The sequence below is a fragment of the Streptomyces sp. NPDC048196 genome, from assembly GCF_040652715.1.
Lineage (GTDB): Bacteria > Actinomycetota > Actinomycetes > Streptomycetales > Streptomycetaceae > Streptomyces > Streptomyces siderophoricus.
On record NZ_JBEZMM010000008.1, the window covers coordinates 67165 to 88721 of the forward strand.

Genomic DNA, 21557 nt, shown 5'->3' on the forward strand with positions numbered 1-21557 from the left:
ATCCGGCGGCCGGGCGCCCCGGCTCAGCCGCCGGCGCCCCGGATATGGGCCCGGATCTCCTCCAGCCGGTCCAGCAGTTCGTCCTCCCGCCGGTCGAACGTCTCCTCGTCGATCTCCCCGGCCAGCAACTGCCGTTCCAGGGCCGCGAGTTGTTTCTCCACCGGAGCGGGGTCGTAGTACTCGTTCTCGGCGGCCTCGACCACCTTCTCCATGACCCAGACGATGCCGCGCACCGGAGCGACCGGAAGGGTGACGATCTGTCCCAGCAGACCCATGGGAACTCCCTGGACGAGGCCGCGGACCGGACGTCCGGAAGAACCGGACGACCGGCCGGGCCGGACGGATCAGACGAAACTGTAGACCGGGAGCGGACCGCGCAGCCGCAGGTCGAAGTCCTCGCCCAGTTCGTCGGCGATCTTCTGCACCGCGGTACGCAGGCGTTCCTCCTGGTCCCGGTCGACGAGGAAGGACACGCTGAGGAAATCGTCCCCGGCCGCCTTGTAGGTGCTTTCCTCGCGGGCGAACCCGCTCAGCGCCTCGGAGACCGCTGCGGCCAGCCGTTCCTTGCGCGCGTCGACCTCCTTCGAGACCAGTTCACCGAGCGCGAGCGGCAGGTCCGGGCCGGCCCGGCCGGTTCTGACCTCCTCGTTCATCCGGCGCGCCTGGTCCGATTCGGTGAGGATCTGGCGCAGCATCGCGTCCTCGCTCTGGGCGGCCTTGAGGTGGTACTCGACACAGCCCTTCAGCGCCTGCAGCCGCTCGGCGTACTCCTCCGCGCGTTCCTCCAGCACGGTCCGCACCGCGTCCTCGTCGTCGGCCGTGAAGCCGAACTGCAGCGGCAGGGCCGTGCCGTCGGCCATCAGCCGTTCCTGCACGGCCTGATGGGCGGCGAGGTCGCGGCGCTTGGGCCGTAGCTCTTCGGGGGCATCACTGACCACCGCGGTCAGCTCCTCGCCGACCACCGTGCGCAATTCTGACGGCGGGTCGCCCACTCCGTGCAAACCGTCCAGCTTCTGCGGATGGCTGCGGGAGACGATCGCGTAGACGTAGACGGGCATGGCTCAGTCCTTTCGGTGCCTCACCGGTCGCTCGCGCTTGGCCGCGGGCTCCTTGTGCCGTTCCTCGGACTCCTGGACGCCGGCCTTGAGAGCGTCCGCCACGGACTCCGCGACACCGCTCAGGGCCCCCTTGGTCTTGCCTCGCGCGCCGCCCTCGGTGACCTCGCCGACGACGTCCGTCAGCTTGGAGGGGGCCTTGCGGCCGGACTCCAGGTCGAGGCGGTTGCAGGCCTCGGCGAAGCGCAGGTAGGTGTCCACGCTGGCCACGACGATGCGGGCGTCGACCTTGAGGATCTCCAGGCCCACCAGCGAGACGCGTGCGAAGACGTCGATGACCAGACCACGGTCCAGGAGCAGTTCCACGACGTCGTAGAGGTTGCCGGTGGCCTGTCCGCCACCCGTCGCAACGGCTCCTCCTCCTTGCGGCACTACACTCACGGTGCCTCCCTTTCACCGGCGCACTCCGGATTCCTTCGAAGTGGCCGTGTCGTTCACTTGGCGAACGGTGATGTCGGGCGTCACCCGGCCTAGCTCTGGCCGATCTGACCTTTGGTGTAGCGGCGGGTGCGCTCGTAGGACATCAGCTCGCCCTCTTCGTCGAGCGTCACCCGGTAGCTCGCCATCACGCTGCTCGTCGTGGGGACGCGTTCGAGTTCCAGGACTTCCACGTCGGCCATCCAGCCGTCCTCCGTCGGTTGGACCGCGGAGACGGACTCGGGGGCCCGGCCCAGAAGCTCCTGGAGTTGCTCGGCCGCGTAGCGCATCGCCCGCGGCGCGGAAACGCGGCGGGCGGCGCGCTCCGTTCCACTCTCCGTTCCACTCTCATCCGTTTCCCGGTCCGTTTTCCGGCTGCCGGAAGGTGCATCGCTGCCTTTCCCGGCCGTCTTCTCGCGGCTCGGGCGCTGCTCCGGTGCTTCCTCGTCCTCTTCGTCTGCGGCCATGTTTCCTCTCAGGATTCGGAGGTGACATGCTGCCCGCGCCAGGTTCAAGAGGCGCCATTACATGATATACGGCGGTTTGTCCTATATCGCGAGCCAGACGGCCCGCAGCCGACTGGCCCCACGCCCGCCCCGCCGGCACCCGGGCGCCGGCGGCCGCTCGCATGCCGTGGTCCGGCCGTCGGCGTAACGTCGGCACTGTTCCGGACCGACGGCGGGCCGGAGCGGGTCGCAGATGTCACGACGACAGCGGTGCGAAGGTGCGAGATGAGCGGCGGGACCGGGACCGACCCGCTGGACCGGGCACTGCTCCGGACGATGCTGGACGCCGGGGCGTCGGCCGGCGGTGTGTACGTGCTGGCGGACGACGAGCCGGTGCTGCAGCTGACCGTCATGAGCGGGGTGCCCGCGCCGGTCCTGGAGCCGTGGAGCCGGGTGGCGCTGGCGGCCCCCATCCCGGTCGCGGTCGCCGTGCGCCGGCGGCACCTGGTGTGGGCGGGCAGCCGTCAGCAGCTGGTCCGTGACTTCCCCCGTACGGCGGTGGCCGTGCCGTACGACTTCGCGCTGGCCGCGGCGCCGATCGGCGACCGGGACGCGGACGGGGGCCGGGGCGCGCTGCTGCTGCTGTGGCCGGCGGATCATCCGCCGCACCTGTCGGCGGACGAGCGGGAACGCGTCGAGAACGGCTGCCGGCAGCTCGCAGCGGTGCTGGCGGGGTACCCCCCGCGGCCCGACAAAGACCCGCCGCGGCCGGTCGAGCCGCGGGTGCTGACCCCGCCGGCGGCCCGGACCGTCGGCCCCGAGGAGGCGCTGGCCGCGGTCGATTTCGCCGAACGCCTGCCGGGCGGCGCCTGCGCGCTCGACCTGGACGGCTCCCTCACCCTGATCACGACCGGCGCCGCGGAACTGCTGGGCGCCGGGCCGGACCGGCTGCTCGGGGCGCGCCCCTGGGAGGCGCTGCCCTGGCTGCGCGACCCGGTGTTCGAGGACCGGTACCGCGCCGCGGTGATCAGCCGTCAGCCGATGTCCTTCGTCGCCTTCCGCCCGCCCGACCGGTGGCTCACCTTCCGGCTGTTCCCGGACGGCCGCGGCCTGAGTGTGTGGATCGCGCCCTCGGAGGTCCCGGCCGGCAAGGAGTACGGCCCGTTGCCGGTGCCCGCACCGGGAGAGGCGGTGCCGCCCCGGGCCGGCCAGATCTACCACGTGCTGCACCTGGCGGCCGCGCTCACCGAGGCGGTGGGCGTCCAGGACGTCGTCGACCTCGTCGCCGACCAGATCGTGCCGGCCTTCGGGGCCCAGGGCATGCTGATGTACGCGGCGGAAGCCGGCCGGCTGCGGACCATCGGCCACCGTGGTTACCCCGCCGAGGCCATCGCCGCCTTCGAGGGGCTCGCGCTGGGTGCCGCGAAGAGCCCGGCCGTGCACGCCCTGTCCACCGGGGAGCCCAGCTTCTACACCACGCCCGAGCAGATGGAACGCGACTACCCGGGGCTGCCGCAGCTGACCGGCAAGGCGGCCCGGGCCGTGCTGCCGCTGATCGTCTCCGGCCGCCCGGTCGGCTGCTGCATCCTCTCCTACGACCACCCCCGCACCTTCAGCGTGGACGAGCACCAGGTCCTCACCTCGCTGGCCGGACTGATCGCCCAGGCGCTGGACCGGGCCCGGCTGTACGACGCCAAACAGCAGCTGGCCCACGACCTGCAGGCCGGGCTGCTGCCACACGGTCTGCCGTCGGTGCCCGGCCTCGCGGTCGCCGCCCGCTATCTGCCGTCGACCCGCGGAATGGACATCGGGGGCGACTTCTACGACCTGATCCGCCTGGACGAGGACAGCGTGGCCGCGGTCATCGGTGACGTCCAGGGCCACAACGCGGCGGCGGCCGCCCTGATGGGGCAGGCCCGCACCGCCGTGCACGCCCATGCGACGGCGGGCGCCTCCCCGGGCGAGGTGCTGGCCCGGACGAACCGGCTGCTGACCGACCTGGACCCCGACCTGTTCACCAGCTGCCTGTACGTCCACATCAACCTGCGCTCCGGCCGGGCCTGTCTGGCCAGTGCCGGCCACCCGCCGCCGCTGCTCCGCCACCCCGACCGGCACACCCGGGTGCTGGACGTGCCGCACGGGCTGCTGCTGGGCATCGACCCCGACGCCCGGTACGAGGCCACCGAGATCGACCTGCCGCCGGACTCCGTACTGGCGCTCTACACCGACGGCCTGGTGGAGCAGCCGGGGGTCGACCTGGGCCGTGCGGTCGCCGAGCTGGCCGGCCGGCTGAGCGCGGCACCGCCCCGGCAGCCCGACGCCCTCGCGGACGTCCTGCTGGAGAACCGGTACTCCGGGGCGGACCGCCAGGACGACGTGGCGCTCATGCTGCTGGCCCCGGACACGATCGGACCGGACAGGCCCGCTTGACCGCTCCGCCGCGGGGTAGCCGCCCTTCCCCCGGGGTCGCCCGGCCCCGGCGTGCCCGACCCGAACAGGAGTGACTCCGATGTCCGGTGCCTCACCGATCCGCCCGGTCCTGGCCGGTGTTGACGAAGGAAGCGACCAACGGACGGTGGTCCGGCACGCCGCGCGGCAGGCCGGGCTGCACCACACCCCGCTGCATCTGCTCCATGTCACCGGCCACCCGGATTCCGCCGGTACCACGAGGGACGGCGACGGCGAGGGGCACGGGCCGCCGGCGCCGGCGGCCGCCGTCACCGAACGGCTCGCCGAGCTGGCCCGCGTGGAGTTCCCCGGCATCACGGTGACCACGGAGACGGTGCCCGGCCGGCCCGCGCCGGTCCTGCTGGAGCGCTCCGCGGAGGCCGCTTTCCTCGTCCTCGGCCACCGCGGCAGCGGCGGCTTCCCGCGGCTGTCGCTGGGGTCGGTGAGCCAGCAGGTGGCCACCCACGCCGACTGCCCGGTCATCGTCGTACGGCCCGGGGAGACCTCCGCGGACCCGGACAACCGGGTGGTGGTCGGGGTGGACCTCGGCGACCTGCGCGCGCGGGCGCTGGACGTGGCGTACGAGGAGGCGGCGGCGCGCGGGGCGAGCCTGCAGCTGCTGCACGCCACCTTTCACCCCGGCGAGGTGCCGACCGGCCCCAGCCTGGTGGCGCCGGACTTCGAGGCGCTCGACGCCGCCGCGCTGGAGATCCTCCGTACCGAGGCCGCCAAGCGCCTCGACCGTTTCCCCGAGGTCACGGTGCAGGCCCGCGTCGAACGCCTCCGCCCGGCCGCGATGCTGACCGAGGCGTCCCGCGGCGCGGCCCTGGTGGTCGTCGGCACCCACGGCCGCCGGGGCCTGCGCCGGCTGATGCTGGGGTCGGTGAGCGGCGAGGTGCTGCACCGCGCGGCCGCACCCGTCCTGGTCGTGCCGGGGCGGGACGGCGACCGCCAGGCGTCCTAGGGCGCATCGCCGGGAGTCACGGCCAGGTGCCGGCGCGGAGCGGGGCGCCCCGCCCCAGGGCGCGCTGGGTGCGGTGGAGCAGGCTGCCCGGCGCGCGGCGCAGGGCCGCCCGGGCCGCGTTGGCCCCCGGTGCGCCGTGCACCCCGCCGCCCGGATGCGCGCCGGCCGAGGCCAGGTAGAGCCCCTCGACGGGGGTTTCGGGGCGTCCCAGCCCCGGCAGCGGCCGGAAGAACAGCTGCTGGTGGAGGGCGGTGGTGCCGCCGTTGATCGCGCCGCCGTGCAGATTGGCGTCCAGCGCCTCCAGGGTGGGCGGGGCGAGGATGCGCCGGGCCTTGATCCGCGCCCGGAAACCGGGGGCGAACCGCTCGACCTGCGCCTCCACCCGGTCCGCCATCGCCTCCTGCTCCCCGCGGTCCCAGGCGCCGGTGATCCCGCCCCGCTCCGCCGCGTCCCCGCGGACCCGTTGCGGTACGTGGGTGTAGGCCCAGGCCGACTCGGTGCCGGGCGGCGAGCGGGTGGGGTCCGCGGTGGTCATCTGCCCGAACAGCGCGAACGGCCGGTCCGGTACCTGTCCCATGGCGATCTGGGCGGCGAACCGCGTGAGTTCGTCCATCCCGTCGGCGAGGTGGACCGTGCCGGCGGTGGCGGCCGCCTCGGCCGCCCACGGCACCGGACCGCCCAGCGCCCAGTCCACCTTGAACGTGGCGAAGTCCCACTGGAAGCGCCGCAGGTCCGCCAGCAGCCGACCGGGCAGCTCGTGCGGGTCGAGCAGCCGGCCGTACAGCGCGGGGACGGACACATCGGCCAGCACCGCCCGGCGGGCCGGCACGGTCTCGCCGATCGCGGTGCGCACCGCCACCGCGCGTCCGGCGCGCACCACGATCCCGACCACCCGCTCCCCGCAGCGCAGCACCCCGCCGCGCCGCTGCAGCCGCCGGACCAGCGCCCAGGTCAGCTCCTGCGCCCCGCCGGCCGGCACGGGGAAGCCGTAGGCCTGCGCCAGCATCGACATCAGCCAGCCGAACCCGCCGCTGCCCGCCGCTTCCGGGGCGAGGTCGGCGTGCAGCGCGTTGCCCGCCAGCAGCAGCCGCCCGGCCTCGCCCTGGAACTCCTCGTCGCCCAGGCGCCGTACGGGCAGCAGCAGCCGCCGGGCCAGCCGCAGCCCGCCCGCGGCGCGGAGCCGGGCGGCCAGCCGGACCGTCGCCCGGACCGGGGGGAACGGGGTGAACAGGGCGTGGAGCAGGTCCGGGCCGATCCGGTCCCAGATGCCGCACAGCCCCTGCCAGGCGACCCCGTCGCCGGCGCCGAAGGCCTCCAGTGCGGCCGCGGTGTCCCCGGGGGAACGGTCCAGCACCGCGCAGCGGCCGTCCGTCAGCGGGTGGGCCAGCACCCGGGGCGCATGGCTCCACACCAGCCCCTGCTCGTACAGGTCCAGGCGCGCGAGGACCGGCGAGGCGGCGGCCAGCGGGTAGAAGGAGCTGCACAGGTCGCTGACGTAGTCGGCGTGCACGCCACGGTCACTGCGGACCGCGCCGCCCGGCTCCTCCTGCTCCTCCAGCACCTCGACCGTCCACCCGGCGTCGGCCAGCAGGTTCGCCGCGACCAGCCCGTTGGGCCCGGCACCGATCACCACTGCGTCCGGCATCGCCGTCTCCCGTCAGGAAACCGCCCCTCGCGTCAGGACACCGCCCCCTGTCGCGTCAGGAAGGACCGGCGCGGCTCATCCGCCGTGCTCCACCAGCTCCTTGAACTGCTGCAGGTCGCTGCGCAGGCCCCGCTCGATGGCGGCGGCCTGGGCGAAGCCCTTGGGCCCGCCGAAGGCGTCGGTGATGGTCCCCGGCTCGTACTCGAAGCGGGCCTGCAGGCGGGTGTGGTCGTCGTCGAGGGACAACAGCGAGAAGGCGCCCCCGAGGCTGGGTCCGCTCGTGGTCCGCCACGTCATCACGTTCTCCCCGCCCCGATCGGTGATCGTGATCTCGAACTCCCGGGTGCGGCCGCCCGCCTCGACGTCGAGACGGGTCCGCTCACCCTCCGAACGGGCGGCCCGCACCCCGTCCAGGAACTGCGGATACGCGTCCGCCCGATGCAGGCATTGCCATGCCGTATCGAGCGGAACGCTGATGTCTATGTGTTCTTCGAGAGTGCTCATCGGGCACCTCACAGCTCGGCTCGTGGCACGCGATTACGCTTCCAGGGTGCCCCGCCCGGAGCGGGGCGGCGACCCGGCCGAGGGGTGCCGCGCGCACCGGTCTTCCTACGTCCGCGGCGCGGCGAAGGTCTGTTCGCGGACGAAATCGCAGGAGCGGCGCAGGAGGCGGGAGATGTGCATCTGGGAGAGGCCGACCCGGTCGCCTATTTCCTTCTGCGTGAGGCCCATGAAGTAGCGCAGGTAGAGGATGCGCCGCTCACGCTCGGGGAGCATGCGCAGGCCCACGGTGGCCGCCGCCCGGTCGTCGACCAGGGCCAGGGCCGGGTCCTCCTGCCCGACGAGCTCGCCGAGCGTGTCGGAGCCGTCGCCGCCCAGGGGCCGTTCCAGGGAGAGCGCGGTGAAGGTGTTCTCGGCGTCGAGGCCGAGCAGGACCTCTTCCTGGGTCAGGCCGGTGTGGGCGGCCAGGTCGCGGACGGTGACCTCCTGCTGACCGGCGCGCGCGGCCAGTTCCTCCCGGGCGTGGAAGACCTTGGTGCGCAGGTCCTTGACGCCGCGTGGGACGTGCACCGCCCACATCGCGTCGCGGAAGTGCCGCTTGAGCTCGCCGACGATGGTGGGCACCGCGAACGCGCCGAACGGGGTGTCCGCGCGCGGGTCGAACGCGTCGATCGCCTTGAGCAGGCCGAGCGCGGCCACCTGCCGCAGGTCCTCGTCGCTCTCACCGCGGCCGGTGTAGCGGCGGGCCAGCCGGTGGGCCATCGGCAGCCAGGCCCGCAGGATCTCCTCGCGCAGCCTCTCCTTGCGGTCACCGTCGGCCAGCGTGGCCAGTTCCTCGAAGGCCGCCCCGGTGTCCGGGTCCAGGTGCGCGTACCGGCCGGAACCGGCACCGCTGGTCATCGCGCCTCACGCCTCCCGATCAGCCTTCCCGATCAGCCTTTTCCCCCTGCTCGCGGGCTGCCCGCCCGCTGCTCGTCCAGCTCATCGTTTCCACTGTGCGGCCAGGGGCGGATGCGCGCGAGACGACCGGGCGGCCCCGCCGCGCCGCCCGTGCCGGAGCACCGGGTGGGAGAATGGAAGGGAGGGCGGGCCGCGCCCCGGGTCCGCAGGTGGTGGGTGAGGGAACCGCCGCGGTGCCCCCGGTGGCGAACGGCTCGGCTCAGCGGCCCCCGTGCCGGGGATTTCCCGGCACGGGGTCGGCCGATCGGAAGGGGACGCGACCGTGCCCGAGGACCGTTGGGACGAGCCCGGGCCGCCAGGCCGCCGGCGCAGCGGCACCGAGCCGCTCACGGCCCGCAGTCCGCTGCGGGTCCGGATGGTCCTGTCGGCCGCCGCCGTGGTGGTCTTCGGCGCCGGAACGGCATGTTTCGCGGTGTGGTCGGCGACAGCCGGCACGCAGGACTCCCCCGGCCCGACCGCGCTGTTGGCGCTGGCCGTGGTCTGTGGGGTGCTGGTGCTCCTCGCCGCGCTGGACCTGGTCGTCCTGCTGCGCCGCATCCGCCGCGAGCGGAGCCCGGCCACCGGTCCGGGCCCGCGCTGAGCCCGGTCTCAGCGCGCCAGGGCCGGGATGATGCCGCCCGCCAGGACCGCTTGGCGCCGGCCGGGTGAGAGCCGGTGATGGACCGGATACTCCTCGTCGCGGGTGGTGTTGCGGACGCGGAGGGCCGGCGGGCCGTGCTCCGCGAGCGCCTCGTGCAGCCCGGTGAGCCGCAGCCGGTCCCCGGGCTCGATGCGCCCGTAGTCGTCCGGATCGTCGAATTCCAGGGCCAGCACGCCGAAGTTGGCGAGGTTCTGCCAGTGGATCCGGGCGTACGACTTCGCGATGACGGTGCGTAGGCCGAGATAGCGCGGAGTGATGGCGGCGTGTTCCCGTGAGGAACCCTGCCCGTAATTCGCCCCGGCGACGATGAAGTGTCCGCCGTCCTCCTGGGCCGCTTTCGCGCGCCGCGGATAGTTGGGGTCGAGCCGGGTCAGGGTGAATTCCGCGAGTTTCGGGATGTTGGAACGGTAGGGCAGTGCCTTGGCGCCCGCCGGGGAGATTTCGTCGGTCGAGACGTCGTCCCCGGCCTTGAGGAGAACGGGGAGTTCCATCTCGTCCGGCAGCGGGTCGAGTTCGGGCAGTGCGGAAATGTTGGGTCCGCGTTCCAGCTCCACCCGCAGCGCCTCGTCCGGTGGCAACGGGGGTTCCAGCATGGCGTCGTTGACCGATACCGGGTCCGGGGCGTCGGGGGCCGGGTGGTCCACGGCGCAGCGGGCGGCCCATGCGCGGGGATCGGTGATGGTGCCGGTGAGCGCGGAGGCGGTGGCGGTTTCCGGCGAGCAGAGCCAGACCGCGTCGTCGTCGGTGCCGGAGCGGCCGGGGAAGTTCCGCGGGAAGGTGCGCAGCGAATTGCGGCCCGCGGCCGGCGCCTGCCCCATGCCGATGCAGCCGAGGCAGCCCGACTGGTGAATTCTGGCGCCGGCCGCGATCAGTTCGAAGGTGGCCCCGCACCGGGTCAGGTCCTGGAGGATTTCCCGGGAGGTGGGATTGATGTCGAAACTCACTCCGGGGGCGGTCTGCCGTCCCTGCACCATGGCGGCGGGCACCGCGAAATCGCGGAATCCGGGGTTCGCCGACGAGCCGATGACGACCTGGCCGACCGGCTCCCCGGCGGCCTCCCGTACGCGGACGACGTTTCCCGGCGAGGTGGGCCGGGCGATCAGCGGTTCCAGCGACGCCAGGTCGATCTCCTCCGCCACGTCGTAGGCAGCGTCCCCTTCGGCGACGAGTTCGGTGAAGTCGGTGCCCCGCCCGACGGCTTCGAGGAATACCCGTACGGCGTCGTCGGCGGGGAAAACGGTGGTGGTGGCGCCGAGTTCCGCGCCCATATTGGCGATGACGTGCCGGTCCATGGCGGTGAGGGAGGCCAGTCCGGGACCGTGGTATTCCAGGATGCGGTGGACACCGCCCTGGACGCCGTGGCGGCGCAGCATTTCCAGGATGATGTCCTTGGCGCTCACCCACGGCGGGAGTTCGCCGGTCAGCCGGATTCCCCAGATCTCCGGCATGGTGAGGTGCAGCGGCCGTCCGGCCATGGCGAGGGCCACTTCCAGCCCGCCGGTTCCGATCGCCAGCATTCCCAGGGAGCCGGCGGCGCAGGTGTGGGAATCCGAACCCGCCAGGGTTTTCCCGGGAATTCCGAAGTGCTGCATATGCGTCGGATGGGAGACGCCGTTGCCGGGTTTGGAGAACCACAGTCCGAAACGGCGGGCGGCCGAGCGGAGGAAGAGGTGGTCCTCCGCGTTGCGCTCGTCGGCCTGCAGGATGTTGTGGTCGACGTACTGCACGCTGACCTCGGTCCGGACCCGTTCCAGCGCCAGCGCCTCCAGCTCCTGCATCACCAGCGTGCCGGTGGCGTCCTGAGTGAGTGTCTGGTCCACCCGCAGGGCGATCTCCTCGCCCGGTTCCATCCGGCCGGACACCAGGTGGTCGCTGATCAAGCGCTGCGTCACGGTCCCCTGTGAACGCCCCATTTGTTCATGTTAGCCCTCCTCCGCCGCGCCGGCCCTGCCGTACCGCCGGTCGGCCACCGGCCCATGATCCGCCGCAGGTGGGGCAGACTTGTCGGACAGGGTGGGATGCCGTGGGAGAGGGAGACCGACATGGCCGGCAGGCAACCTCAGCGACGACCGGTCGTCGCCCTCTACGAGCGCATGGTCGAGGCGGTCCGGGACGGCACCTATCCGCCGGGCTCCACCCTGCCGACCGAGCCCCGACTGGCCAGCGAGCTGGGCGTGAGCCGGCCGGCGCTGCGCGAGGCGCTGATCCTGCTCCAGGAGGACGGCGTGATCAACGTGCGGCGCGGGGTGGGCCGCACGGTCAGCCACCATCTGCCGCCGCGCGGCTTCGAGTACCTCAAGCCGGTCGAGGAGCTGCTGGGCGAGGGCCGCCAGGTCGCCACCACCGCCCTGGCCCGTACGTACGAGGAGCCGACCGACTTCTCCACCCAGCACCTGCTGCTGCCGGGCACCTGCCGGGTGCGCTTCTGGGAGAGCCTGGTCGAGGTGGCCGGTCTGCCCTCGTGCCTGACGCAGGAGTGGGCGGCGCAGGACGAGCTGCTGGTCGAGCTGCTGCCGGCGGCGGCGGAGGCGTTCGACGGGCCGGCGGCGGGCTCGTCGTCGATGCTCCGGCTGCTGCTCGCGGCCGGGCGCGGACTGCCGCTGACCGGTGGCAGCACGGTGGTGGCCACCACCCTCGGCCGGCAGCGCGGGGCGCAGCTGGGCCGCCCGGCGGACACCCCCGCGGTACTGGTCACCCAGGTCGTCCGGCTGGACCGTACGCCGCTGCTGGCGGCCAAGCACATGCTGCCGCCGGGTGCGCCCGCCCTGCCGGTCTGGCAGGCCCGGTAGCCGGCCGGCGGGCGTTCGGCAGGCCCTCGCCGGGACGACCCGCCGCTCACCGGGCCGGCCCCCTCCCGGGACGCGTTCGCCGTCCCCGGGAAGTCGTGTCATACTCCCGCCCCATGACCTTGTCTGACAAGCTGCCGCTGGCGGCTCCCCACGCGCTCGATGAGCAGCAGATCCGGCGTGCTCCCAAGGTGCTGCTGCACGACCACCTCGACGGCGGCCTGCGCCCCGCGACCGTCATCGAGCTGGCCGGGCACGTCGGATACCGGAACCTGCCCACCACCGACCCCGCCGCGCTGGGCCGCTGGTTCCGCGACGCCGCCGATTCGGGTTCGCTGGAGCGCTACCTGGAGACCTTCGCGCACACCTGCGCGGTCATGCAGACCCCGGAGGCGCTCTTCCGGATCGCCGCGGAGTGCGCCGAGGACCTCGCGGCCGACGGCGTGGTCTACGCCGAGGTGCGCTACGCCCCCGAGCAGCACCTGGCCGGCGGGCTGTCCCTGGACGAGGTCGTGGACGCGGTCAACGCCGGCTTCCGGGAGGGCGAGCGCCGGGCCGCGGCCGCCGGCCACCGCATCCGGGTCGGCACCCTGCTGTGCGCCATGCGCCACGCGGACCGCTCGCTGGAGATCGCCCGGCTCGCGGTCGCGCACCGCGACCGCGGGGTGGCCGGCTTCGACATCGCCGGGGGCGAGATCGGCAACCCGGCGAGCAACCACGCCGAGGCGTTCGACTACCTCCGCGCCCAGGGCGCCCGGGTGACCATCCACGCCGGTGAGGCGGTCGGCATGGACTCCATCCACGAGGCGGTGCTGCGCTGCGGCGCCCACCGCATCGGCCACGGAGTGCGGATCACCGACGACCTCTCGACCGGTCCCGACGGCCGGGTCACGCTGGGGCGGCTCGCCTCGTACGTCCGCGACATGCGGATCGCCCTGGAGGTGTGCCCCACCTCCAACCTCCAGACGGGCGCCGCCGCCGGCTACCCCGAGCACCCGATCGACCTGCTCCGCCGGCTCGGCTTCCGGGTGTGCCTCAACACCGACAACCGCCTGGTCAGCGGCACGACGATGACGCAGGAGTTCCAGCACCTGGCCGGCACCTTCGGCTACGGCGCGGCCGAACTGGAGGAGTTCACGGTCAACGCGGTCAAGTCCGCCTTCCTCCCCTTCGACGAGCGCACCGCGCTGCTGAACGAGGTCGTCCTCCCCGGCTACGCACGGCTGCGCGCCGAGGAACTCGGCCGGATCCCGGCCGGCGCGGGCAGTCTTGTCTGACAGCTAACCGTCGGCACGGGCCGGACCCCTCACGGCCCAGCGGCCCGGGCACCCGCCCGGGCCGCTGCCTCATCTGCCGGTGCGCCGCCTCCCCCGCCTACCAGGAGGACTTGGTGACCCCGGGGAGGAACCCGGCATGCGCCTGCTGCCGCACCCGCACCCGGGACAGACCGAACTTCCGCAGGTGCCCGCGCGGCCGGCCGTCCACACCGTCCCGGTTCCGCACCCGGGTCGCGCTCGCATCGCGCGGCTGCCGGCGCAACTCGGCCTGGGCGGCGGCGCGTTCGTCCTCGGACGACGAGGGCCGCCGGATGATCTCCTTCAGCTCGGCGCGCCGGGCCGCGTACCGCTCGACGATCACCTTGCGCCGCTCGTTCTTCGCGATCTTGCTCTGCTTGGCCATCAGACCTTCACCCCTCGCGCGCGGATGCGGGCCACCGCGGCCTCGACCCCGATGACGTCGACCGTCCTGATCCCCTTGACGCTGAGGGTGAGCCGCACATGGCGGCCTTCGCTCGCCAGCCAGTAGCGCTTGCGCTGGATGTTCGGGTCGAACCGGCGGGACGTCCGGCGGTGCGAATGGGAGATGGTCTTGCCGAAGCCCGGCCGGGCGCCGGTCAGTTGGCAGTGGGCGGACATGTAATAACTACCTCTCGTCGGGCGCGGTCGCACAGCAGAAGTTATCGATAATGGAAACCATTATCAACACTACCTCGCACGAGCGCCACGGCGGAACGTGGGGTGCGCGTCAGCGCGGGATGAGCACCATCCGGAAGCGGGCCGTTCCGGAGAGCATCTTCCGGTAGGCCTCGTCGGTCCGGTCCAGCGGCGCGGTCTCGATCATCGGGCGGATGCCGTGCAGCGCGCTGAAGGCCATGGTGTCCTGCACGTCCTGGGCGGTGCCGGACGGATGACCGCGAACGGCCTTGCCGCTCATGATCAACTGCACCGGGCCGATCCCCAGCGGCTCGGGGGACACCCCGATGACCACCAACTCGCCGCGGTGGGACAGCCCGTCCACGGTCGCGGCGATGGCCTCGGAGTTGGCCGCGGTGGCCAGGACGACCTTGGCGCCGCCGAGGGACTGCAGGGCGTCCGCGACGGGGGTGGCCGCCGTGCTGTCGACGTAGTGGTGCGCGCCGAGCCGCTTGGCGAAGTCGGCCTTGGCCGCGCCACGGGCGATGGCCACGGTCTCGAAGCCCATCGCGGCCGCGTACTGCACGCCGAGGTGGCCGAGGCCACCGATGCCGAGGACGGCGACCAGGTCGCCCGGCCGGGCGGGGCTGCGCCGCAGCCCGTTGAACGTGGTCACCCCCGCGCAGGCCAACGGCGCCGCCTCGGCCGCCGGGAGCGCCTCCGGGATGCGGGCCAGGGCGTCGGTCGGCGCGATCACCACGTCCGCGTAGCCACCGTCGTACGCCCAGCCCGGGACCTTGAGGTTCTGGCACACCACGAAGTCGCCCTGCCGGCACGGCGGGCAGTGGTGGCAGCTGCCGCCGAACCAGCCGACGGCCACCCGGTCGCCCACGTGCCAGCCGTCGTCCACGGCCGCGCCCAGCGCCTCGATGCGCCCGGCGATCTCGTGCCCGGGGACCAGCGGAAACCGTACGCCCGGGACCTGGGCGTCCACGAAGACGGAATCGCTGTGGCAGATCCCGCAGGCGTCCACGGCCACCCTCACCTGCCCGGGCCCGGGTTCCGGCACCTCGCGCTCGACGATCTCGAACGGGCCTTGGACGGCGGCCACCTGGGCGGCGCGATAACTCCTCATACGGCCCTCCGGGGGCGTGCGGCGGGAACGTGCGGACGGCCCCCGTTCCAGCAGACCACCTCCGGGCCGATCACGCGCGCGGAGACACCCGGCGCGTGCCGGTGCCGTCGGCGCCGCCGCGGGCCGATACTTGAACCGCCGGACCGGCCCGCCCACCAGGAGGTACCCGTGAAGATGCTGATCAACGTGCCGGAGACCGTCGTCGGGGATGCGCTGCGGGGGATGGCCGCCGCACATCCGGAGCTGGTGGTGGACGCCGAGAACCGGGTGGTGGTGCGGCGGGACGCACCGGTGGCGGAGAAGGTGGCGCTGGTGTCCGGGGGCGGCAGCGGGCACGAGCCGCTGCACGCGGGGTTCGTCGGGCCCGGGATGCTGGACGCGGCGTGCCCCGGAGAGGTGTTCACCTCGCCCGTACCGGACCAGATGGTGCGGGCGGCGGCCGCGGTGGACAGCGGACGCGGGGTGCTGTTCGTGGTGAAGAACTACACCGGGGACGTGCTCAACTTCCAGATGGCGGAGGAGCTGGCGGAGGACGAGGGGATCCAGGTCGCCAGCGTGCTGGTGGACGACGACGTGGCGGTGACGGACTCGACGTTCACGGCCGGGCGGCGCGGCACGGGCGCGACGCTGTTCGTGGAGAAGATCGCCGGAGCGGCGGCCGAGGAGGGCATGCCGCTGGAGCGGGTGGAGGCGGTGGCCCGGCAGGTCGTCCGCTCCTCGCGCAGCTTCGGGGTGGCACTGAGCGCCTGCACGACGCCGGCCAAGGGCAGCCCGACGTTCGATCTGCCAGCCGGCGAGCTGGAGTTGGGGGTGGGCATCCACGGCGAGCCGGGGCGGGAGCGGCGGCCGATGATGACCTCGCGGGAGATCGCGGACTTCGCGCTGGACGCGGTCCTGGAGGACCTCGAACCGCGGCTGCCGGTGCTGGTGCTGGTCAACGGCATGGGCGCGACCCCGCTGCTGGAGCTGTACGGGTTCTCCGCGGAGGTGCGCCGGGTGCTCGACGAGCGGAAGGTGGCGGTGGCCCGTACGCTCGTCGGCAACTACGTGACGTCGCTGGACATGGCGGGCTGTTCGGTGACGCTGTGTCAGGTGGACGGGGAGCTGCTGCGGTTGTGGGACGCGCCGGTGCAGACGGCCGGACTCCGGTGGGGCCGGTAGCGGAGCCGCCGCGGCGCCGGGCCGTTTACCCGTCCTGATGCTCGTGTATGTAGCTGGGTACCCGTTGCCGCAGGTGAACCGAGAGCAACCCGATCTTTAGGAGAGTGGTCCGTGTCCGGAACGGCCCTGGATGCCGCGTTCTTCGTACGCTGGATGACGGCGGCGGCCGCCGCCATCGACCGGGAGGCGGAGCGGCTCACCGAGCTGGACTCGGCCATCGGTGACGCCGACCACGGCACGAACATGCAGCGTGGTTTCGCGGCCGTGGTGAAGATGGTGGAGGCCGAGCCGCCGGCCACGCCCGGGGCGGTGCTGACCGCGGCCGGGCGGCAGCTGATCTCCAGCGTGGGCGGGGCGTCCGGACCGCTGTACGGCACGCTGCTGCGGCGTACGGGGAAGGCGTTGGGCGACGCGGCGCAGGTGTCCGCCGAGGAGCTGCGGGCCGGGCTGGGGGCCGGGGTGGCCGCGGTGGGGCAGCTCGGCGGGTCGGCGCCGGGTGACAAGACGATGCTGGATGCGCTGGTGCCCGCCGTCGAGGCGCTGGCCACGTCCTTCGAGGCGGCGGCCGGGGCGGCCGAGGAGGGTGCGCGGTCGACGGTGCCGATGCTGGCCAAGAAGGGGCGGGCGAGCTATCTCGGCGAGCGCAGCATCGGGCACCAGGACCCGGGGGCCACGTCCTCGGCACTGCTGTTCGCGGCACTCGCCGAGGTGGCGAAGTGAGCGGCGGGGGCCCGGCCGGCGGCGCGGAGGCGCTGGTCGGGGTGGTGCTGGTGTCGCACAGCGGGCCGGTCGCGGAGTCGGTGGCCGCGCTGGCCGTCGGGCTGGCCGGGGGCGGCACCAAGGCGCCGGTGGCCGCCGCCGGCGGCACCCCGGACGGCGGGCTGGGCACCAGCGCGGAGCTGATCACCGAGGCGGCCCGGCGGGTGGACCGCGGTGCGGGGGTGGCGCTGCTGGTCGATCTGGGCAGCGCGGTGCTGACCGTCAAGGCGCTGCTCGCCGAGGGGGACGAGCTCCCCGAGGGCGCGCGGCTGGTGGACGCCCCCTTCGTGGAGGGGGCGGTGGCCGCGGTGGTCACCGCCTCGGCCGGGGCGGATCTGGACGCGGTCGCGGCGGCGGCCGGGGAGGCGTACGGCTACCGGAAGGAATGAGCGGGCGGGGCGGCCCGTTCGGCCGCTGCCGGCCCACTTTCGCCCCCCCGGCAATCCTCGCGTCAGGGCTTGCGGGCGACGGCCGCGTAGCAGGCGGCCTCGGCGTCGGTGACGTGGGTGGCGTCGGCGGGGTCGTCCGGCCGCCACTGGTGGGAGAGGGCGATGCCCGGTTCCAGCAGGTCCCAGCCGTCGAAGAAGCGGAGGAACTCCGGGCGGGAGCGGAACTGCAGGCGGGTCCCGGCATCGCCGTAGATCTTGAGGATCTTCTGCATCGTCTCGGGGGCGAAGTCCGCGGTGGCGTGGCTCATGGCGAGCGTGGAGCCGCTGGGCAGGGCCGCCTTGAGGGTCTCGACGATGGTGTGCGCGCGGTCCCGGCCGTCGTCGGGGACGAAGTGCATCAGGGCGTTGAGGCTGAGGGCGACCGGCCGGGAGAGGTCGAGGGTGTCGAGGAGTTGCGGCGCGCCGAGGATGCCCGCGGGGTCGGTGACGTCGGCCTGGACGTAGGCGGTGCGGCCCTCGGGGGTGCTGAGCAGCAGGGCTGCGGCGTGTGCGAGGACGATCGGGTCGTTGTCGGTGTAGACGATCCGGGCGTCGGGGGCGCTGCCCTGGGCGATGTCGTGCAGGTTGGGCGGGGTGGGGATGCCGGTGCCGATGTCGAGGAACTGGCGCAGGCCGGACTCCGCGAGCAAGCGGGTGGCGCGGTGCATGAACTCGCGGTTGATGCGGGCCGCGACCAGTGCGGCGGGGAACACCCCGAGCACGCTGCCGGCGGCCATCCGGTCGGCCAGGAAATTGGTCTTGCCGCCCAGGAAGTAGTCGTAGATCCGGGACGAGTGGGCCCGGTCCAGCTGTAGGTCCACCACGGGCTCGTGCTCGTTCATCGTCCGCTGCCTCCCCAGGTACGGCTCACACTCGGGTCCGGCGCCGCCGGCCGGCGGGTCGGGGGCGCATGCGAAGGAAGCGTGCGCCCCCAGCGCGGGCTTTCGGCCGTTGTGCGCTGGGCTGTGGGAGCTCTGCCCGGTGACGGCCGGATCATGCGGGGCGCACACCCGCGCAGACAGTGACAGCCCGCCATGTCGGTGTCACGATTCGTCACATGCCATCGTCATGGGTAGTCATATGAATACGCAGCGGAAGATTTTTGCGCCCCCCGTGCCACAAACGGGCCCTGTTTCCTGTTCATTGGAGGGTGAGGGCAAACCGTCCTCCCGCTGTCCTCGGGACACCGCCACCCGGTCAGCGGTGCACGGCAAACGGAACGAGGACTGCTCGTGAGCGCAGACCGGGACCGACTTCTACCGGCGTGCGCCCCGGCGCACGCCCTCATCACGGAGTTAGCCGCGCTCCCCCGGTGCCCGCTTCCGCCCGTCACACCGGCCCGGTCCGACCGCCAATTGTCCATAACCTTCGAGGCGTTCCTCGCGACCCATGCCCGCAAGTGGCTGACCTATGCCTATCTGCACACGGGCAGCGAGCCCGCGGCCCGCGAGGTCGCGCTGTCCGCCTACGAGCAGCTCGGCCGGCTGTGGCCGCACGCGCTGCGGCAGGCGTCGGTGGAGGCGTACGCCTGGTCGGTCCTCAAGGAGCGGGTGGTGGAGTGGCTCTACGACCACCAGCAGCCCACCGCCCTCACCGAGACCGCCGCCTTCGCCGTGGTCACCCATGCCCTGCTGCGCGAGTGTCAGCAGCAGTTCGCCATGCTGGAAAGCCAGTTGGGGCTGTACGCGGCGATCGCCAGACTGCCGGAGCGGCAGTGCGACGTGATCGTGCTCCGGCACGTCATCGGCTACAGCGACGCCCAGATCGGCGCCCTGCTCGGCGTCGACGAAGTCACCGTCCGCTCCTACGCCAGCCGCGGCAAGCGCAAGCTCGCCGCGGCGCTCGGTATCGATCAGGGAAATCCCAGGGGGAACTGACCATGTCGCACACCCATTCCACCGGGCGGCGGGAGACCGTCGAGACGCTGCTCGGCGCCGCCGCCGCGGTCGCCGGGACCGACGGGCCGGCGGGCCTGTACGGTCCCGGCGGGCCGACGCCGCCCGGCGGCCCCGGCCGGATCGGCGTCCCCGTACCGGCGGGTGCCCTCGCGGCGGACGGGGCAGGGCCGGCCGGGCGGCCGGGCCGGGCCGACCGGGCGGCGCCGAGCGGCTATCCGAGTACCCGGGACGAGGCCACCCATGAACTCCAGCTGGCCTGTGCGCTGGTGGTGAACGCCGCGGCGGCCGCGGCCAGCCTGGAGCGGCTGGTCGACGACCACCACATCGATCCCGAGGGCGCGCTGGTCTTCGCCTGTCTGCTGCACATCACGGGCCGCACCGACGCGGCGCACTTCTGGTGGCACTTCGGCGCCGGCGCCGGCAGCCGGACCGCCGCCTACTGCCTGTACCTCTCGCACCGCCGCAACGGCGAGTACCGCGACGCCGCGTACTGGCGCGAGCAGGCCGCGCACGGGCCCGACGAGGAGCGGCCCTCGGCGGCCGCGTTCGACGAGAAGCAGCTGCTCCCGGACGCGGCCCGGCACAACCTCCTGGTCCAGTGGCACAGCGGGCTCGCCCCGACCCTGCCGGCCGCCCTGGAGCATGTGATCAACCAGCTCGTGGTGGACAGCGACGACGAGGACTTCGGCGAGATCCCGCGCCCCTCCCCCACCCTGGTCCGGGACCTCGGCCGGACCTGGTAGCCGGGCGGCGGGGCGGTGGTCACAGGAAGCTGACGCCCTGGGCGAGCGGGAGGTCCGCCGAGTAATTGACGGTGTTGGTGGCCCGGCGCATATAGGCGCGCCAGGCGTCGGAGCCGGACTCGCGGCCGCCGCCGGTCTCCTTCTCCCCGCCGAAGGCGCCACCGATCTCCGCCCCCGACGTGCCGATGTTGACGTTGGCGATCCCGCAGTCGGACCCGTCGGCTGCGAGGAAGCGTTCGGCCTCGCGCTGGTCGCGGGTGAAGATGCTGGAGGACAGCCCCTGCGGCACGTCGTTGTGCAGCGCGAGCGCCTCGTCGAAGGTGCGGTAGGTCAGGACGTAGAGGATCGGCGCGAAGGTCTCGGTGCGGACGATCGCGTTCTGCTCGGGCATCCGCACGATCGCCGGGCGAAGGTAGGCGGCCTCGGGGGCCTCGTCCGCCAGGCACCGTTCGCCACCGGTGAGCAGCTTGCCGCCGGCCCGCTGCGCGGCGGCCAGCGCCTCGGACATCGCCGTGCGGGCGGCCGGGCCGATCAGCGGGCCGACCAGCGTGGCCGGGTCGAACGGGTCGCCCACCGGCAGCCGTTGGTACGCGTGGACGATGCGCGTGAGGAAGCGGTCGGCGACGTCCTCGTGGACGATCAGCCGGCGCAGCGTCGTACAGCGCTGGCCCGCGGTGCCGGCGGCGGAGAAGACCACGGCGCGGACGGTCAGGTCCAGGTCGGCCGACGGGGTGACCACGGCGGCGTTGTTGCCGCCGAGTTCGAGCAGGCAGCGGCCGAACCGGGCGGCCACCCGGGGCGCGACCTCGCGTCCCATGCGGACCGAGCCGGTCGCGCTGACCAGGGCCACCCGCGGGTCGTCGACCAGGGCCTCTCCGCAGTCCCGGGCGCCAATCAGCAGCCGGTGCACCCCGGCGGGCGCGCCGGTGTCGGCGGCGGCCCGGGCGAGCAGCGCGTCGCAGGCCAGCGCGGTGAGCGGGGTGAGCTCGGACGGCTTCCAGACCACCGGGTCGCCGCAGACCAGGGCGATCGCGGTGTTCCAGGACCACACGGCGACCGGGAAGTTGAAGGCGGAGAGCACCCCGACCACGCCGAGCGGGTGCCAGCTCTCGGAGAGCCGGTGGCCGGGGCGTTCGCCGGCGATGGTGCGTCCGTAGAGCTGCCGGGACAGGCCGACCGCGAAGTCGCAGATGTCGATCATCTCCTGGACCTCGCCGAGCGCCTCTGAGCGGATCTTGCCGGCCTCGATGGTGACCAGGTCGGCGAGGTCCTCCTGATGGGCGGTCAGCAGCGCGCCCAGCCGTTTGACCAGCGCCCCGCGCCGCGGCGCGGGCACCGTGCGCCACTCCTGGAAGGTCCGGTGCGCCTCGGCGACGGCCGCGTCGATCTGCTCGGGCGTGGTGGCGGCGAGGTCGGCGAGGAGGCCGCCGGTGAGGGGCGTACGGGCGGGGAGGGTCTTGCCGGTGGCGGCGGTGACGGCGTCGAGGTCGGCGCCGCAGCGGCGGAGGGCGGTGGCCGCGCGGGCGCGCAGCGCGGCGGTGTCGGGGAGCCGGGGGCCGGCGGGGGTGGCGGCGGGCATGTCGCGCTCCTGGGGTGAG

Annotated in this window: 23 protein-coding genes; 10 read left to right on the forward strand and 13 right to left on the reverse strand. The window is 73.5% G+C overall.

The window, feature by feature from the left end:
* Positions 1 to 23 precede the first annotated feature (23 nt).
* The 4 genes from AB0E02_RS11975 to AB0E02_RS11990 form a co-directional block, all read right to left on the reverse strand.
* Positions 24 to 275: a gas vesicle protein GvpG gene (locus AB0E02_RS11975; RefSeq protein WP_362137895.1), complete on the reverse strand. Its 252-nt coding sequence runs from the start codon at positions 273 to 275 to the stop codon at positions 24 to 26.
* Between the two features lie 69 nt (positions 276 to 344).
* Entirely contained in the window at positions 345 to 1058 is a 714-nt protein-coding gene (locus tag AB0E02_RS11980) for a GvpL/GvpF family gas vesicle protein (protein ID WP_362137896.1), read from the reverse strand.
* Between the two features lie 3 nt (positions 1059 to 1061).
* Positions 1062 to 1496, reverse strand: a complete 435-nt coding sequence (locus AB0E02_RS11985) for a gas vesicle structural protein GvpA (RefSeq protein ID WP_030411251.1) — start codon at positions 1494 to 1496, stop codon at positions 1062 to 1064.
* A gap of 89 nt (positions 1497 to 1585) precedes the next feature.
* The gene (locus AB0E02_RS11990; RefSeq protein ID WP_362137898.1) at positions 1586 to 1999 is read right to left on the reverse strand and encodes a gas vesicle protein; all 414 of its coding nucleotides are present in this window, start codon (positions 1997 to 1999) and stop codon (positions 1586 to 1588) included.
* Positions 2000 to 2263: 264 nt separating this feature from the next.
* Here AB0E02_RS11990 and AB0E02_RS11995 point away from each other — a divergent pair, with 264 nt between their 5' ends.
* Positions 2264 to 4408: a SpoIIE family protein phosphatase gene (locus AB0E02_RS11995; protein WP_362137899.1), complete on the forward strand. Its 2145-nt coding sequence runs from the start codon at positions 2264 to 2266 to the stop codon at positions 4406 to 4408.
* A 79-nt stretch (positions 4409 to 4487) separates the two neighbouring features.
* Positions 4488 to 5390: a universal stress protein gene (locus tag AB0E02_RS12000; protein WP_362137901.1), complete on the forward strand. Its 903-nt coding sequence runs from the start codon at positions 4488 to 4490 to the stop codon at positions 5388 to 5390.
* A 16-nt stretch (positions 5391 to 5406) separates the two neighbouring features.
* On the opposite strand, the gene AB0E02_RS12005 is transcribed toward AB0E02_RS12000, so the two are convergent.
* The 3 genes from AB0E02_RS12005 to AB0E02_RS12015 form a co-directional block, all read right to left on the reverse strand.
* Positions 5407 to 7035 (reverse strand): NAD(P)/FAD-dependent oxidoreductase, encoded by a 1629-nt coding sequence (locus AB0E02_RS12005; RefSeq protein WP_362137903.1) that lies wholly within the window; start codon positions 7033 to 7035, stop codon positions 5407 to 5409.
* A 75-nt stretch (positions 7036 to 7110) separates the two neighbouring features.
* On the reverse strand, positions 7111 to 7539 hold the full coding sequence (locus AB0E02_RS12010) for an SRPBCC family protein (RefSeq protein WP_362137905.1): 429 nt from the start codon (positions 7537 to 7539) through the stop codon (positions 7111 to 7113).
* 105 nt (positions 7540 to 7644) lie between these two features.
* Complete coding sequence (locus AB0E02_RS12015) at positions 7645 to 8436, reverse strand: SigB/SigF/SigG family RNA polymerase sigma factor (protein ID WP_362137906.1); 792 nt, start codon at positions 8434 to 8436, stop codon at positions 7645 to 7647.
* Between the two features lie 322 nt (positions 8437 to 8758).
* On the opposite strand from AB0E02_RS12015, the gene AB0E02_RS12020 reads away from it, so the two are divergent.
* The gene (locus AB0E02_RS12020; protein WP_362137907.1) at positions 8759 to 9076 is read left to right on the forward strand and encodes a DUF6343 family protein; all 318 of its coding nucleotides are present in this window, start codon (positions 8759 to 8761) and stop codon (positions 9074 to 9076) included.
* 8 nt (positions 9077 to 9084) lie between these two features.
* Here AB0E02_RS12020 and AB0E02_RS12025 read toward each other — a convergent pair whose 3' ends face one another.
* Positions 9085 to 11049 carry an aconitate hydratase gene (locus AB0E02_RS12025; protein ID WP_362137908.1) on the reverse strand — a complete coding sequence of 655 codons (1965 nt, stop codon included), beginning with the start codon at positions 11047 to 11049 and terminating at the stop codon, positions 9085 to 9087.
* Positions 11050 to 11178: 129 nt separating this feature from the next.
* On the opposite strand from AB0E02_RS12025, the gene AB0E02_RS12030 reads away from it, so the two are divergent.
* Together AB0E02_RS12030 and AB0E02_RS12035 are read left to right on the forward strand one after the other, a co-directional pair.
* Positions 11179 to 11925, forward strand: coding sequence for a GntR family transcriptional regulator (locus AB0E02_RS12030; protein ID WP_362137909.1), 747 nt, complete (start codon positions 11179 to 11181; stop codon positions 11923 to 11925).
* A gap of 113 nt (positions 11926 to 12038) precedes the next feature.
* Positions 12039 to 13199: an adenosine deaminase gene (locus AB0E02_RS12035; protein WP_362137911.1), complete on the forward strand. Its 1161-nt coding sequence runs from the start codon at positions 12039 to 12041 to the stop codon at positions 13197 to 13199.
* A gap of 97 nt (positions 13200 to 13296) precedes the next feature.
* On the opposite strand, the gene rpsN is transcribed toward AB0E02_RS12035, so the two are convergent.
* The 3 genes from rpsN to AB0E02_RS12050 all read right to left on the reverse strand — a co-directional run bounded on the left by rpsN (position 13297) and on the right by AB0E02_RS12050 (position 14970).
* A complete protein-coding gene (gene rpsN / locus AB0E02_RS12040) occupies positions 13297 to 13602 on the reverse strand; it encodes a 30S ribosomal protein S14 (protein WP_030411240.1) in 306 nt (101 codons plus the stop codon).
* On the reverse strand, positions 13602 to 13838 hold the full coding sequence (rpmB, locus tag AB0E02_RS12045) for a 50S ribosomal protein L28 (RefSeq protein WP_362137912.1): 237 nt from the start codon (positions 13836 to 13838) through the stop codon (positions 13602 to 13604). The genes rpsN and rpmB overlap by 1 nt, the downstream gene beginning before the upstream one ends.
* Before the next feature lie 109 nt (positions 13839 to 13947).
* Positions 13948 to 14970, reverse strand: a complete 1023-nt coding sequence (locus AB0E02_RS12050; protein ID WP_362137913.1) for an alcohol dehydrogenase catalytic domain-containing protein — start codon at positions 14968 to 14970, stop codon at positions 13948 to 13950.
* Positions 14971 to 15138: 168 nt separating this feature from the next.
* Between AB0E02_RS12050 and dhaK the strand changes: the two genes are divergently transcribed.
* From dhaK to AB0E02_RS12065, 3 genes are all read left to right on the forward strand, one after another.
* A complete protein-coding gene (gene dhaK / locus AB0E02_RS12055; RefSeq protein ID WP_362137914.1) occupies positions 15139 to 16131 on the forward strand; it encodes a dihydroxyacetone kinase subunit DhaK in 993 nt (330 codons plus the stop codon).
* A 111-nt stretch (positions 16132 to 16242) separates the two neighbouring features.
* Positions 16243 to 16851: a dihydroxyacetone kinase subunit DhaL gene (gene dhaL / locus AB0E02_RS12060; RefSeq protein ID WP_362137915.1), complete on the forward strand. Its 609-nt coding sequence runs from the start codon at positions 16243 to 16245 to the stop codon at positions 16849 to 16851.
* Positions 16848 to 17279: a PTS fructose transporter subunit IIA gene (locus AB0E02_RS12065; protein ID WP_362137917.1), complete on the forward strand. Its 432-nt coding sequence runs from the start codon at positions 16848 to 16850 to the stop codon at positions 17277 to 17279. The genes dhaL and AB0E02_RS12065 overlap by 4 nt, the downstream gene beginning before the upstream one ends.
* Positions 17280 to 17341: 62 nt before the next feature.
* On the opposite strand, the gene AB0E02_RS12070 is transcribed toward AB0E02_RS12065, so the two are convergent.
* Positions 17342 to 18160: an SAM-dependent methyltransferase gene (locus AB0E02_RS12070; RefSeq protein ID WP_362137918.1), complete on the reverse strand. Its 819-nt coding sequence runs from the start codon at positions 18158 to 18160 to the stop codon at positions 17342 to 17344.
* 513 nt (positions 18161 to 18673) lie between these two features.
* Here AB0E02_RS12070 and AB0E02_RS12075 point away from each other — a divergent pair.
* Together AB0E02_RS12075 and AB0E02_RS12080 are read left to right on the forward strand one after the other, a co-directional pair.
* On the forward strand, positions 18674 to 19195 hold the full coding sequence (locus AB0E02_RS12075; protein ID WP_362137919.1) for a sigma-70 family RNA polymerase sigma factor: 522 nt from the start codon (positions 18674 to 18676) through the stop codon (positions 19193 to 19195).
* A 2-nt stretch (positions 19196 to 19197) separates the two neighbouring features.
* Positions 19198 to 19959, forward strand: coding sequence for a hypothetical protein (locus AB0E02_RS12080; RefSeq protein ID WP_362137920.1), 762 nt, complete (start codon positions 19198 to 19200; stop codon positions 19957 to 19959).
* A gap of 19 nt (positions 19960 to 19978) precedes the next feature.
* On the opposite strand, the gene AB0E02_RS12085 is transcribed toward AB0E02_RS12080, so the two are convergent.
* A complete protein-coding gene (locus tag AB0E02_RS12085; RefSeq protein WP_362137922.1) occupies positions 19979 to 21538 on the reverse strand; it encodes an aldehyde dehydrogenase family protein in 1560 nt (519 codons plus the stop codon).
* Positions 21539 to 21557: the final 19 nt, after the last annotated feature.